Here is a 12,634-nt window from a genome sequence, read left to right on the forward strand (position 1 = left end):
GTGGTCGGCGACGGGGAGGCGGAGACCGGGCCGCTGGCGACCTCCTGGCACTCCAACAAGTTCCTCGACCCCGTCCACGACGGCGCCGTCCTGCCGATCCTGCACCTCAACGGCTACAAGATCGCCAACCCGGCCGTGCTGGCCCGCATCCCCGACGACGAGCTGGACGCGCTGCTCCGCGGCTACGGCCACGACCCGCTGCACGTGATCGGCGACCGCATCGCCGCCATCCAGCGCGCCGCCCGCGAGGACGGCGCGACCGAACGCCCCCGCTGGCCGATGATCGTCCTGCGCACCCCCAAGGGCTGGACCGGACCCGCCGAGGTCGACGGCCTGCCCGTGGAGAACACCTGGCGCGCCCACCAGGTGCCGCTGCCCGGCGTCCGCGACAACCCCGACCATCTGCGCCAGCTGGAGGCGTGGCTGCGGTCGTACCGGCCGGAGGAGCTGTTCGACGAGGACGGCCGCCCTCGCGCCGACGTCCTGGCCTGCGTACCCGACGGAGCCCGCCGCCTCGGCGCCACCCCGTACGCCAACGGCGGGCTGATGCTGCGCGAGCTGCCGCTGCCGCCGCTGGAGCGGCACGCCGTCGAGGTAGACAAGCCGGGGGCCACGATGCACGAGCCGACCCGGGTGCTCGGCGACCTCCTCGAGGACGTCATGCGGGCCACCGCCGACCGCCGTGACTTCCGGCTGGTCGGTCCCGACGAGACCGCCTCCAACCGTCTCCAGGCCGTGTACGAGGCCAGCGGCAAGGCGTGGCAGGCCGGCACGTTCGACGTGGACGAGGACCTCGACCGGCACGGCCGGGTGATGGAGATCCTCTCCGAGCACACCTGCCAGGGCTGGCTGGAGGGCTACCTGCTCACCGGCCGGCACGGCCTGTTCTCCTGCTACGAGGCGTTCGTCCACATCGTCGACTCGATGGTCAACCAGCACGTCAAGTGGCTGCGCGTCACCCGACGGCTGCCCTGGCGCGCCCCCATCGCCTCGCTCAACTACCTGCTGACCTCGCACGTGTGGCGCCAGGACCACAACGGCTTCTCCCACCAGGACCCCGGCTTCGTCGACCACATCCTCAACAAGAGTCCGGAGGCGGTACGGGTCTACCTGCCGCCGGACGCCAACACCCTGCTGTCGGTCGCCGACCACGTGCTGCGCAGCCGCGACTACGTCAACGTCGTCGTGGCCGGGAAGCAGCCCTGCTTCGACTGGCTGTCCATGGAGCAGGCGAAGGCGCACTGCGCGCGCGGCGCCGGCATCTGGGACTGGGCGGGCACCGAGACCGGCGACCGTGAACCCGACGTGGTGCTGGCCTGCGCGGGCGACGTCCCCACCCAGGAGGTCATGGCGGCCGCCCAGCTGCTGCGCCGGCACCTGCCCGAGCTGGCCGTGCGGGTCGTCAACGTCGTCGACATCGCCCGCCTGCTGCCCCGCGGCGAGCACCCGCACGGCATGTCCGACTTCGAGTACGACGGCCTGTTCACCGCCGGCAAGCCGGTGATCTTCGCGTACCACGGCTATCCGTGGCTGATCCACCGGCTCGCCTACAGCCGCACCGGGCACCACCACCTGCACGTGCGCGGCTACAAGGAGATCGGCACCACGACCACGCCGTTCGACATGGTGGTCCGCAACGACCTGGACCGCTACCGGCTGGTCATGGACGTCATCGACCGCGTCCCCGGCCTGGCGGTGCGGGCCGCGGCCGTACGGCAGCGGATGGAGGACGTCCGCCTGCGCCACCACGACTGGATCCGCGACCACGGCACCGATCTGCCGGAGGTCGCCGACTGGACCTGGGACGGCTGACCCCGGCCCCGCGCCTCCCCGGACCGGCGGGCCCGCGCGAGCGGAATGTTTTGCTGGTCCTTTACAGTTGCTGGAGAAGCAGTCCATCCTGCTTCCGAAGCGGTTCACGCCGCTTCCCCGCACATTCGTCCTGTTCGAAAAGGAGCGACGGTCCCCCGATGGGTGATCCTCCCAGTAGTAGCCGTGCCACCACCCGCAGTCCGCGTCATGCGGTCCGACAGGGAGCGGGGGTGGCACGGTGACCGAGGTCCTGCTGCTCCTGCTCGCCCTGCTGCTGACGCTGGCCTGCGCGGTGTTCGTCGCGGCCGAGTTCTCCCTCACCACCGTCGAGCGCGCCGAACTCGAGCGCGCCGCCGACGCCGGTGAGCGCGGCGCGGCCGGTGCGCTGGCCGCCGTACGCCGCCTGACGGTCCAGCTGTCCGGCGCCCAGCTCGGCATCACCGTCACCTCCCTGGTGATCGGCATGCTCGCCGAGCCGTCCCTCGCAGCCCTGCTGCGCGGCCCGCTGCGGGCGGCCGGCCTCGGCTCCGCCGCCCCGACCGTGGCGACCCTGCTCGGCGTCGCCCTGTCGACGGTGGTGCTGATGGTGATCGGCGAGCTGGTCCCGAAGAACTGGGCCATCTCGCGTCCCGCGGCGGTCGCCAAGGTCGTCGCCGGACCGCAGCGCGCCTTCACGGCCGCCTTCGGCCCGTTCATCAACCACCTCAACGGCACCGCCAACCGCTTCGTGCGCCGTATGGGCCTGGAGCCCGCGGAGGAGCTGGCGTCCGCCCGCACCGCCGAGGAACTGAGCGCGCTCGCCCGGCACTCCGCCGCCGAGGGCGCCCTGGAGGCGGACTCCGCGGAGCTGTTCGTCCGCACCCTGCACCTGGGCGAGCTGACCGCCGAGAACGTGATGACCCCGCGCGTCGACGTCCGCGCCCTGGAGGTGCACGCCACCGCCGCCGACGCCGCCGCGCTCAGCCACGCCACCGGCCTGTCCCGCTTCCCGGTGTACCGCGACAGCCTCGACGAGGTCGTCGGCACCGTCCACATCCGTGACGTGCTGGCCCTGGAGCCCGAGCGGCGCGCCGCCACGCCCGTCACCGAGCTGACCACGCCGCCGCTGCTCGTCCCCGACAGCCTCCCCGCCGACCGGCTGCTGGAGCGCATGCGCGCCCACCGCGCCATGGCCGTCGTCATCGACGAGTACGGCGGCACGGCGGGCGTCGCCACCGTCGAGGACATCGTCGAGGAGGTCGTCGGCGAGGTCCGCGACGAGCACGACCCGGTCGAGGTGCCCGAGCTGGCGCCGGCACCGCCCACGGCCGACGGCCGCGAGGTGTGGGAGGCCGACGGCGGCCTCCGTGTCGACCGGCTCGTCGCCCTGGGCCTCACCGCCCCGGACGGACCGTACGAGACCGTCGCCGGACTGATCGCGACCCGCCTGACCCGGATCCCCCTCGCGGGTGACTCCGTGGACGTCGACGGCTGGCAGCTCGACGTGCTGGAGGTCGAGCACCACCGTGCCGACCGGGTACGCGTCACCGCCCCGGCGTCCGTGGGCGCCGACGTCATGGAGGAGGCCCGATGACCGTCCTGCAGCTGGCCATCGGAGCTTTCACCCTGCTCACCAACGCATTCTTCGTGGGCGCCGAGTTCGCCCTGATCTCGGTGCGCCGCAGCCAGATCGAGCCGCGCGCCCTCGCGGGCGAGAAGCGCGCCCGGATGACGCTGTGGGCGCTGGAACACCTGTCGGCGATGATGGCCACCGCCCAGCTCGGCATCACGGTGTCCTCGCTGGTGCTCGGCGCGGTCGCCGAACCGGCCATCGCGCATCTGCTGGAGCCGCCGTTCGAGGCGGTGAACGTCCCGGACGCGCTGGTGCACCCGATCGCGTTCGTGATCGCGCTGACCCTCGCCACGTATCTGCACATGCTGATCGGCGAGATGGTGCCGAAGAACATCGCGCTCGCCGCGCCCGTGCCCAGCGCGCTGCTGCTGGGCCCGCCGCTGGTCTGGCTGACCCGGGCGCTGCGGCCGTTCGTGTTCGGCATCAACGCCTTCGCCAACGTCCTGCTGCGGCTGCTGCGGGTCGAGCCGAAGGACGAGGTGGAGTCGGTGTTCACCGACGATCAGCTCGCCCGGATGGTCGTCGACTCCAGCGAGGCCGGACTGCTCACCCCGGCGGACGGCGAGCGGCTGCGGGACGCGCTGGAGCTGGGCACCCGCCCGGTCGGCGAGATCCTCGTCCCGGCCCGGCGGATGCACACCGTCGACCACACGGTCACCCCGGCGCGGCTGGAGCGCGTGGCCGCCGACGCGGGCCTGTCCCGCTTCCCGGTCACCGGCCCCGACGGCGCGCTCCTGGGCTACCTGCACATCAAGGACACCCTCGGCGTGACCGAACGGGACCGCCCGTTCCCGCGCACCGCGCTGCACAAGGTCACCCGGGTCCGCATCGACACCCCGCTCGACGACACGCTCACCGCGCTCCGCGCGGAGGGCAGCCACCTCGCCGCGGCCGTCGGCGAGAACGGCAAGGTCATCGGGTTCGTGACGATGGAGGACGTCCTGACGGAACTGGTCGGTCCGGCGGCCCCGGCCACGGCCTGACCTCCGCCCCGGCGACACCCCGCGGCCCCGGCCGGACACCTGTCCGGCCGGGGCCGCGGTCCTGTGCGCGGACGGCCGGCCGCGCACAGGCGCTCACCCGTCCAGGCGTCGCCGCCGCTCGTTGTGCCAGGCGATGGCCCGGCGGATGTCCGGCTCGTCGAGACCGGTACGGCAGCACAGTTCCGTCAGGGAGAGGACCGGGCGGCCGGACGTCAGGACGCGGCCGATCTTGCCCGCCCAGAGTTCCTCCTGCACGAACGGCCGCTGCCGGTAGGCGGCCCGGATCTGCTCCAGATGGGCCTCGCAGCACGCGGTGACGCGGCGCAGACCGTCGTGCAGCGGATCGTCGGGGCGCACGGCCGAGGAGTCCGCCACATGTCCGCACACCGCCTCCTGAGGAGGGAAGGTGCGTGCGCAGAGATCGCACAACTCCGGTACGACGGCGGCCGGTCGACGCGTGCGCTTCCTGCGGATCCCCATGGAGAACTCCCGGTGGGCGACTGCGTTCAGCGTACTGCGCCGGGCCGTCGCCCACCCGGCCGCCTACGGCACCCCCAGCTCGAACAGGACGTACCCCGCGTACGACCCGGACGCCAGCGCCGCCGTGCCGAGCACCGCCGCCAGCACGGGCCCGCTCAGCCGGCGCATGGCCAGGGCGAGCGGCACGAACAGCGGGAACAGCGGCAGCAGGTAGCGCGAGACGTTGCCGAAGTACTGCTGCGTGCCCATCACCGTCAGATACGACAGCACCGTGTACACGACCAGCACGGCGGGCGGACGCAGCCGCACCAGCAGCACGGTCAGCAGCGGCACCAGCAGCACCACCCCGACGCCGATCAGGTCCTCCATCGGCATGGCGAACAGGTAGTCGAAGTGCCCCACCGGCACGGAGGTCAGCACGTCGAGGCTGTGCCGGCCGTAGTCGAAGGTGTGTCCCCAGGCGCCCTCCTGGAGCTTGGTGTAACCGCCCCAGTCGCCCATGCGGTACCCCACCCAGGCCAGGTAGCCGGCCACCCCCAGCGGGGCGATCGCCACGGCGGCCAGCGGCTGCCGCCAGTTCTCCCGCCGCCGCACCACCGCGATCAGCCCCGCGACCGCGAGCGCCGCGACCAGGGCGAACGCCGTGGGCCGGGTCAGGCCGGCGGCGAAGGTCAGCACCCCGGCGGCCGCCCAGCGCCGGGTGATCACGGCCCAGCACGCCCAGGCGGCCAGCGCCGTGTACAGCGACTCGGAATACACCGCCCACTCCGTGCCGGACCCCGGCCACACCGCCCACAGGCCGACGGCGACCAGCCCGGCCCGGCGCCCGCCCAGCCGCGCCGTCACCGCGTGGATGCCGAGGGCCGCGACGAACGAGCACACCACGGACACGGCCATCCCGGCGCCGTACGGGCCGAGCCCGGTGACCTCCGAGACCAGCCGCATCAGCGCCGGGTACAGCGGGAAGAACGCCGCCGAGTTGCCCTCCAGCGTGATCATCCCGGTCGCGCCGGGGACCGGTGTCAGGGCCGGGTCGTAGCCGTGCTGGGCGATCTGCTGGTACCACCAGCCGTCCCAGCTGCCCAGCACGTCCCACGGGTGCGCGCCGCCGCCGAACCGGAAGTGCTTCTCCCGGAAGTCGCCGGCCGAGTCCAGCAGCACCAGGAACACGGTGAAGCCGGCCAGCTTGAGCACGCCGTACACGGCGAGGACGGGCCCGAGGCGGACGGCGAGGCGGCGCAGCCGCTCGCGCGGGCCGGGCGCGGGACCGCCGGGCGCGGGGTCGCCGGGCGCGGGGTCGCCGGGCGCGGCGGGAGGGGCCGCCGCCGGTCCGGGGAGGCGGGTGGTCGTGCTGCTCATGAGGCGGGGGTCCCTGTCGTACGGCGGGTGCGGCGGCCGGGGAGGATCCAGGCGCGCAGCAGGTGGAAGCGGAGGACGGCGGCGGCGAGGTTGGCGGCGACCAGCACCGGCAGCTCGGTCCCGGGGCCCGCGCCGGGGACCGCCTGGTGCAGGATGGCCAGCGCGCCGCCGGTGACGGCGAGACCGGCCAGGAGCGCCGTCAGCCCGCCGAGGTGATGGGCCGGCAGCCCGGCGCGTCCGCGCACGCCGAAGGTGAACCGCCGGTTGGCGGCCGTGTTGAGGACGGTGCACAGGAGCAGGGCGAGCGCGTTGCCCGCCTGGGCCCCGGCGGCCGGCCGCAGCAGGACGTACAGGGCGAGGTGCAGCAGCGTGGCGGCGGCGCCCACGGCGGCGAAGCGGAGCGGCTGGGCGAGCCGGCCGGGCGGCGGGAGCACGGGGGAGCCGGCCGTCGTCCCGGCGCCGCCCAGCGCGGCCAGCGGCAGCCGGCCGCGGGCCAGCGCCCGCCCCAGCCGGGCCATGCCGCGCAGGTCAGCGAGCGCCGTGCGGACGATGTCCACGCGGCTGTCGGGGTCGTCCACCCAGTCCACCGGCACCTCGTGGATGCGCAGCCCGGCTCGCTCGGCGATCACCAGCAGCTCCGTGTCGAAGAACCACTCCCGGTCCTCCACCAGCGGCAGCAGCCGCTCGGCCACCTCCCGCCGGACCGCCTTGAAACCGCACTGCGCGTCGGTGAACCCCACGGAGAGCGTGGTGCGCAGCAGCCCGTTGTAGCAGCGGGAGACGATCTCCCGCTTCGGCCCGCGCACCACCCGGGAGCCGGGCGCGAGACGGGTGCCGATCGCGAGGTCCGAGTGGCCGGAGATCAGCGGCGCGACCAGCGGCAGCAGGGCGGCGAGGTCGGTGGACAGGTCCACGTCGAGATAGGCCAGCACCGGGGCGGGGGAGCGGGACCAGGCGGTGTGCAGGGCGCGTCCGCGGCCCTTCTCCTCCAGCCGTACCCACCGGGTGCCGGGCAGCTCCCCGGCCAGGCGGGCGGCGATCCACGGGGTCCGGTCGGTGCTGGCGTTGTCGGCGACCGTGATCCGGAACGGGTACGGGAAGGTCTCCACGAGGTGCGCGTGCAGCCGCCGGACACAGGGTTCGAGGTCGCGCTCCTCGTTGTGCACGGGCACGACCACCTCCAGGACCGGCTCGGGGTGGGTCTGCGCGGGGAGGGGCGGCGCGGGCCGCCGGGCGGTTCTCATGGCGGGACCTTTCGTTGGTATGGGCATGCCAAGTGCGCCCGTGGGGTGGTCCGCGGGGCGGGAGGCGGAGAGCTTGGGTGCTGTGCGGTCGGCGAGGGCGGGTCTACGGCCCGCGCGGCGTCACCCGCTGGGCGGCGGGTAGGTCGGGGTCCCTTCGTAGGCGGGTGCGGAGGTTTCCGTCCCGGTGGTCTGCGGGGACACGGAGCCGGAGTCGGCCGAGCCCGGGGCCGTGGTGGCCGGTTCGGTCGTCCCCGAGGGGGAGCCGCCGGGGGTGTGGGACTCCGTGCTTCCGGTCGGCGGCAGCGACGTGCTCGGCTCCGCGGTGCCGGACACCGTCGCGGTGGGTTCGCCGGAGTGCGGGGGAGCCGTCGACCCGGTCGCGGGCAGCGGCAGATCGGCCGGCGCGGACCCGGAGCCGAGGTGGGGCAGCAGCGCCAGACCGACGCTCAGCCCGGCCACCGCCAGGGCGGAACCGCCCGCCCGCACCAGCACCCGCGTCCGGCGACGGACCCGGATTCCCTCGTACAGACGCGCGCGGTGCCCGGGGCCGTAGGGGGTGTGCGCCCGGTCCTCGCGCATCATGCGCGTCAGCTCGTGCTCGAAGTCGTCCATCGCTGCTCCCCTCACTTCACGGGCCGGGCGGAGTCGGAAAGGATCTCCCGCAGCCGCGCCACACCGCGGGACGCGTGGGAGCGGGCCGTGCCCACGGGGCAGCCGAGGGCCTGCGCCACCTGCCCCTCGGGCAGGTCCTCGTAGTACCGCAGCACCACGGCCGCCCGCTGACGGGGTGTCAGCAATGCCAGCGCGGCCTCGAGACGCGAGCGTTCCGCGACCGCCGCGGACACGTCGCCCGGTCCGGCCCGGTCGGGCAGTTCGCCCACCGGGCGCTCACCCCACCAGCGCCGGCGCGCCGAGCGGGCGGCCAGCCGCACCAGCACCTGACGGACGTACGCCTCGGGCGCCTGCTCGGCGACCTTCGGCCAGGCGAACCACAGCTTCACCAGGGACTCCTGCACCAGGTCCTCGGCGCGCTGACGGTCGCCGCCGGTGAGCAGACGCGCGACATGCAGCAGCGCCGACCAGCGGGCGGCCACGAACTCGTCGAAGCCGTCGGCCCGAAACCGCTGCATCCCTTACCGCCCCGTGTCCGTACAAGCCCTTGCACCTGGAAGAAGACACTGGGCGGGGCGAAACGATGCAGCACAGCGCTGTGACCTGCCTCACGCCGAAAACACGAATGACAGCGCCCGGAGGCACTGTCAGGCTGATCCGATGCGCACACCCAGACGAGCAGCACGCGTCGCCGTGCTGGACCCCGCGGGATCCGTCTTCCTGTTCCGCTACGACAACCCCGAGGTCGGCGTGCACTGGGCGATGCCCGGCGGCGGCCTGGAACAGGGCGAGTCACCCCGGCAGGCCGCCGAGCGGGAGGTGCGGGAGGAGACCGGCTGGACCGACCTCGTGATCGAGGACGGCGTGCTGTGTCTCTGGGAGCACGACTTCACCCGTGCCGGGACGCCCGTCCGCCAGCACGAGCACATCTTCCTCGCGTTCGCGCCCCGCCGGGATCCGGCCGGGGATCTCACGGCCGCGCACGCCGAGGACGGGATTCAGCGGTGGCGCTGGTGGTCGCCGGCCGAACTGGCGGGTGGCCACGAGCCGTTGTGGCCGCCGCAGCTCCCCGGGCTGCTGGACGGGGTGCGGAGGAACGGCGCTCCGGCCGCCCCCGTCGACCTCGGCTTCGTGCCGAACGGGCCGGCCGTGCGCGAAAGCACCCGCTGACACGGCGACGGCCCCGGCACACGCCGGGGCCGTCCTGTGTGTGTCAGTGGGCGCCGGGCCCGCCGCTGCCGAAGCCGCCGCTGCCGCCCTCGTCCCAGCGGGGGCGCTCCTGGGCGGCGCTCGTGCGGGTGCCCGCGTTGCCGTGGCCCTTCAGCTCGTGCGGGGTCAGCCGCTCGTCGGTGCGGGGCATCTCCTCCGGCTCCCGGTGCTCCCGCACCTCGCGGACCGGGCCGCCCTCGGGCATCCGGGGCTGCTCCTCCGGCCGCGGCCGGCGCGAGTCGTCGTTGCGCACCCTGCGGCTGCCGAACAGGAACATGCCGATCAGCAGCGCCAGGACCACGATCCCCGCCACCACCAGACCGGCGCCCAGGGCTCCGCGTCCCGCCGCCAGGTCGGCCGTCTGCATCGTGTTCATCATGCCCCTGCGGGTACCCCCGGTCCCCGCCCCGAACCAGATCGCCCCCGCCGGGCCCGCCCGGCGTGAACCACCTGCCCACGGTCGTCGTCGGCCAGGGCGGCGAGCCGGCCCCGCCGCCCGGACCGGCGCCGGGCGCGGGCGCATACGGGGCGGGCGCGTACGGCGGAGGCGCGTACGGCGGGGACGCCTACGGCCAAGGCGCCTACGGCCACCCCCAGCAGCACCCGCAGCCGCCCGCGTACGGCTACCCGTACAGCGGCCACGGCGCGAACGGCACCCCGCCGTACGGCCCGCCGCCCTTCCCCGCGCAGCCGCAGCCGTACGGTCCCCCGCACCAGCCGGGCCGCGACAACCGCTCCACCGCGCTGCTCGTGGTGATCGCGCTGGTCGTGGCGCTCGCCGCGGGCGGCAGCGTGTACGCGCTGATGAGCGGAGCCCGGGGCGACGACCGCGCCGGCGGCGACCCGTCGACGCCCGCCGCGCCCAGCACGCCGCAGAGCACCGGCGACGCGGGCACCGCCGACGACGCGCCGCCCACGGAGTCGGCTCCGCCGACCAGTGACGCGCTCGAGGACGGGACGGTCCCGGCGGACTTCCTGGGCAGCTGGTCCGGCTCCATCGACAACGACAGCGGCTCGCACAGCCGCCGCCTCACCGTGCAGCAGGGCGAGGTCGGCGACACCGTCATGTCCCTGGTGGCCGACGGTCCCACCGGCAGCGGCACCTACCACTGCGTCTTCGAGGCACGCCTCACCGGCACCTCCGGCGGCCGGCTCCAGCTCGGCCCGTCCAGCGTCACCACCGGCGAACCGCGCAGCGCCTGCACCCCCGGCGCCGCCAGCGAGATCAGCCTTCTCCCCGACGGCTCCCTGCGGCGCGTGAGCGACGGCACGGGCGAGCAGCTGACGTACACCCGCGACTGAACGGTCGCCGCGGGCCTGGCGGTTGCCACGCCGGGCGCGTGAACCGGGGGTGGTTGAACGTTCGGCGAACCCCGGTGAACTTACGGGGACGCACCCCGCCGCCGCCCCCGCACGGCCGTACGGTGACCACCTCGGCGGACGGGCGGGTCGGTTGCGGGGGCGGCGCGATGGAGTGGCTGAGCGCGGAGAACCTGGTGGCCGTGGCGACGGCGATCCTCGGCATCGTCGCCTCGGCCGTCATGGTCTGGTACGAGCGGCGGGTGCCGCGCCGCAGACGCATCGGCTACCGCGTGCAGCTGGACGCCCCGATCGGCGACGACGGCCGGTCGGGCCGCCCGGTCAACCGCAGGGTCGGCTGGTTCGACACGGCGGCGGGCATGACGGACGCCAGCATGGTGCTGCTGCGCATCGAGAACGACGGCTGGGAGGGCATCGGCCGCGAGCACTACCAGAACCCGGGCACGCACGGCATGACCGTGGAGTTCGAGGGGCGCACCATCCTCGGGGTGTCGGTCACCCAGCCGACCGCGACCAGCCATCTCGTCGAGCACTTCACCGCCGAGCGGGGCTTCGGGTACCAGGGCGGCACCCTCCACCTGCCGCGCGTGCCCCTCAACCGGGGCGCCTACTTCAAACTGCTGGTGCTGCTCTCCGGCGGCGGCGTGAACGACGGGATCGAGCTGCGCTGCGACCTCAGCGACGGCGAGGTGCACCGCAACCGCAGCGCCACCCCGGACGAGAAGGCCCCGCTGTTCAGCCGGGCGGCCCGGCTCATCACCATCACCCTCACGCTGTGCGTGGTGGCGCTCGCGGTGATCGTCGTCGCCCAGGACGACTCCCCGCCGCCCATCGGCTGCGAGGGCGGCACCCTCACCCTCACCGGCTCCACGGCGTTCGCACCCGTGCTGCGGGAGGTCGCGGAGGCGTACGAGGAGGACTGCGCGGCGGACGGCCCGCGCATCGAGGTCGACGCGCACGGCTCGACCTCCGGCGTCCGGCGGCTGCTCACGGCGGGCGCGGAGGCCGGCCGCGGCTCGCCGCCCCTGATCGCCCTGTCGGACGGGCCCAAGCCCGCCGGGACGCCGGCACTGCGGGAGAACCGCGTCGCGGTGTCGGTCTTCGCGCTGGTGGTGCACGAGGGCGTGGACCTGCGCGGGCTGACCACGGCGGACGTACGGCGCCTGTACCGGGGCGAGATCAGGAACTGGAAGCAGCTGGGCGGCCCCGACCTGCCGGTCACCCTGGTCAGCCGGGACGCCAACTCCGGCACCCGGCAGGTGTTCCAGCGGCGCGTGCTGGGGCGCGGCGAGATCGCCAACTCCTCCGTCGACTGCGTCCACAAGGACGACCCGACCGCCCCGGTCGCCCGCTGCGAGCTCGGCTCCACGGAGGAGGTCCTGAAGACGGTCGCCGCCCTGCCCGGCGCGGTCGGCTACAGCGAGCTGAATCTCGCGGCCCGGGCGGAGGGGCTGCGCCGGCTGGACCTGGACGGGCATCCGGCGTCCCTCGACGCCATCGAGTCCGGCACGAGCGCGTACCCGTACCAGGAGATCGAGTACGCCTACACGTACGGGCGCCCGGCCCGGGACTCGCTGGCGTCCAGTTTCCTGACGTACCTGGCCCGAGGGCTCGGCCAGGACCTCATCCGCACCCAGGGCCACGTCCCGTGCGCCACACCGGAGGGCATGAGGTTGTGCACGTGAGTGTCGTACGCCGCGCCCCTGCCGACTGCGGGCAGTCGTGCCGCTGGGGCGGCACGGGTGGGCGCAGGCGGCACCCCTCAGCGGGCCGGCGCCCCACCCCCGTACGGCCACCGGGGTGCCGGGGACTGTTGCACCCCGGGTGCGGGTTACGCCGTGGTTGATCGCGCAGTTCCCCGCGCCCCTGGAGGGGCGCCCTCACCGCGCCTCCGGCGGCCGCTGCCGCGGCATGTTCGGCCGCGCCCCGTTCGCCGCAGGCGAGAACCGCCCGGCCGACACGGCCGACTCCGACCGCCCCGCCCCGCCCTGAGCCCCCCGCAC

General features: G+C 74.5%; 12 protein-coding genes. 6 read left to right on the plus strand and 6 right to left on the minus strand.

Annotation, left to right across the window (positions count from 1 at the left end):
- The 3 genes from CCN29_RS10895 to CCN29_RS10905 form a co-directional block, all read left to right on the plus strand.
- On the plus strand, positions 1-1,812 hold a 1,812-nt coding region (locus CCN29_RS10895), incomplete at its 5' end, for a phosphoketolase family protein (RefSeq protein ID WP_086681258.1).
- Between the two features lie 238 nt (positions 1,813-2,050).
- The gene (locus CCN29_RS10900; protein WP_031016707.1) at positions 2,051-3,385 is read left to right on the plus strand and encodes a hemolysin family protein; all 1,335 of its coding nucleotides are present in this window, start codon (positions 2,051-2,053) and stop codon (positions 3,383-3,385) included.
- Positions 3,382-4,407: a hemolysin family protein gene (locus tag CCN29_RS10905; RefSeq protein WP_006134468.1), complete on the plus strand. Its 1,026-nt coding sequence runs from the start codon at positions 3,382-3,384 to the stop codon at positions 4,405-4,407. The genes CCN29_RS10900 and CCN29_RS10905 overlap by 4 nt, the downstream gene beginning before the upstream one ends.
- Before the next feature lie 93 nt (positions 4,408-4,500).
- On the opposite strand, the gene CCN29_RS10910 is transcribed toward CCN29_RS10905, so the two are convergent.
- From CCN29_RS10910 to CCN29_RS10930, 5 genes are all read right to left on the minus strand, one after another.
- Entirely contained in the window at positions 4,501-4,794 is a 294-nt protein-coding gene (locus CCN29_RS10910; protein ID WP_442538308.1) for a hypothetical protein, read from the minus strand.
- A gap of 156 nt (positions 4,795-4,950) precedes the next feature.
- Positions 4,951-6,246, minus strand: coding sequence for a putative hexosyltransferase (locus tag CCN29_RS10915; RefSeq protein ID WP_107481689.1), 1,296 nt, complete (start codon positions 6,244-6,246; stop codon positions 4,951-4,953).
- Entirely contained in the window at positions 6,243-7,490 is a 1,248-nt protein-coding gene (locus tag CCN29_RS10920) for a glycosyltransferase (RefSeq protein WP_086681260.1), read from the minus strand. The genes CCN29_RS10915 and CCN29_RS10920 overlap by 4 nt, the downstream gene beginning before the upstream one ends.
- 120 nt (positions 7,491-7,610) lie before the next feature.
- Positions 7,611-8,102 carry a cellulase gene (locus CCN29_RS10925; protein WP_086681263.1) on the minus strand — a complete coding sequence of 164 codons (492 nt, stop codon included), beginning with the start codon at positions 8,100-8,102 and terminating at the stop codon, positions 7,611-7,613.
- Positions 8,103-8,113: 11 nt separating this feature from the next.
- Positions 8,114-8,620, minus strand: coding sequence for a SigE family RNA polymerase sigma factor (locus CCN29_RS10930; RefSeq protein WP_006133809.1), 507 nt, complete (start codon positions 8,618-8,620; stop codon positions 8,114-8,116).
- Positions 8,621-8,762: 142 nt separating this feature from the next.
- Here CCN29_RS10930 and CCN29_RS10935 point away from each other — a divergent pair, with 142 nt between their 5' ends.
- Positions 8,763-9,272, plus strand: a complete 510-nt coding sequence (locus CCN29_RS10935; protein WP_031061081.1) for an NUDIX hydrolase — start codon at positions 8,763-8,765, stop codon at positions 9,270-9,272.
- A 43-nt stretch (positions 9,273-9,315) separates the two neighbouring features.
- On the opposite strand, the gene CCN29_RS10940 is transcribed toward CCN29_RS10935, so the two are convergent.
- A complete protein-coding gene (locus tag CCN29_RS10940; RefSeq protein ID WP_031016718.1) occupies positions 9,316-9,678 on the minus strand; it encodes a DUF6479 family protein in 363 nt (120 codons plus the stop codon).
- A gap of 74 nt (positions 9,679-9,752) precedes the next feature.
- Between CCN29_RS10940 and CCN29_RS10945 the strand changes: the two genes are divergently transcribed.
- Both CCN29_RS10945 and CCN29_RS10950 read left to right on the plus strand, forming a co-directional pair.
- Complete coding sequence (locus CCN29_RS10945) at positions 9,753-10,613, plus strand: hypothetical protein (protein ID WP_442538309.1); 861 nt, start codon at positions 9,753-9,755, stop codon at positions 10,611-10,613.
- Between the two features lie 167 nt (positions 10,614-10,780).
- Positions 10,781-12,316 (plus strand): substrate-binding domain-containing protein, encoded by a 1,536-nt coding sequence (locus tag CCN29_RS10950; RefSeq protein WP_086681265.1) that lies wholly within the window; start codon positions 10,781-10,783, stop codon positions 12,314-12,316.
- Positions 12,317-12,634 lie beyond the last annotated feature (318 nt).

It is taken from the genome of Streptomyces pseudogriseolus (assembly GCA_002154585.1).
GTDB lineage: Bacteria > Actinomycetota > Actinomycetes > Streptomycetales > Streptomycetaceae > Streptomyces > Streptomyces pseudogriseolus.

Excerpts from the sequence above, each read along its gene's own strand:
- CCN29_RS10905 (WP_006134468.1), top strand. The coding sequence starts at position 3,382 with ATGACCGTCCTGCAGCTGGCCATCGGAGCTTTCACCCTGCTCACCAAC.
- CCN29_RS10915 (WP_107481689.1), bottom strand. The coding sequence starts at position 6,246 with ATGAGCAGCACGACCACCCGCCTCCCCGGACCGGCGGCGGCCCCTCCC.
- CCN29_RS10930 (WP_006133809.1), bottom strand. The coding sequence starts at position 8,620 with ATGCAGCGGTTTCGGGCCGACGGCTTCGACGAGTTCGTGGCCGCCCGC.
- CCN29_RS10950 (WP_086681265.1), top strand. The coding sequence starts at position 10,781 with ATGGAGTGGCTGAGCGCGGAGAACCTGGTGGCCGTGGCGACGGCGATC.
- CCN29_RS10925 (WP_086681263.1), bottom strand. The coding sequence starts at position 8,102 with ATGGACGACTTCGAGCACGAGCTGACGCGCATGATGCGCGAGGACCGG.
- CCN29_RS10920 (WP_086681260.1), bottom strand. The coding sequence starts at position 7,490 with ATGAGAACCGCCCGGCGGCCCGCGCCGCCCCTCCCCGCGCAGACCCAC.
- CCN29_RS10935 (WP_031061081.1), top strand. The coding sequence starts at position 8,763 with ATGCGCACACCCAGACGAGCAGCACGCGTCGCCGTGCTGGACCCCGCG.
- CCN29_RS10940 (WP_031016718.1), bottom strand. The coding sequence starts at position 9,678 with ATGCAGACGGCCGACCTGGCGGCGGGACGCGGAGCCCTGGGCGCCGGT.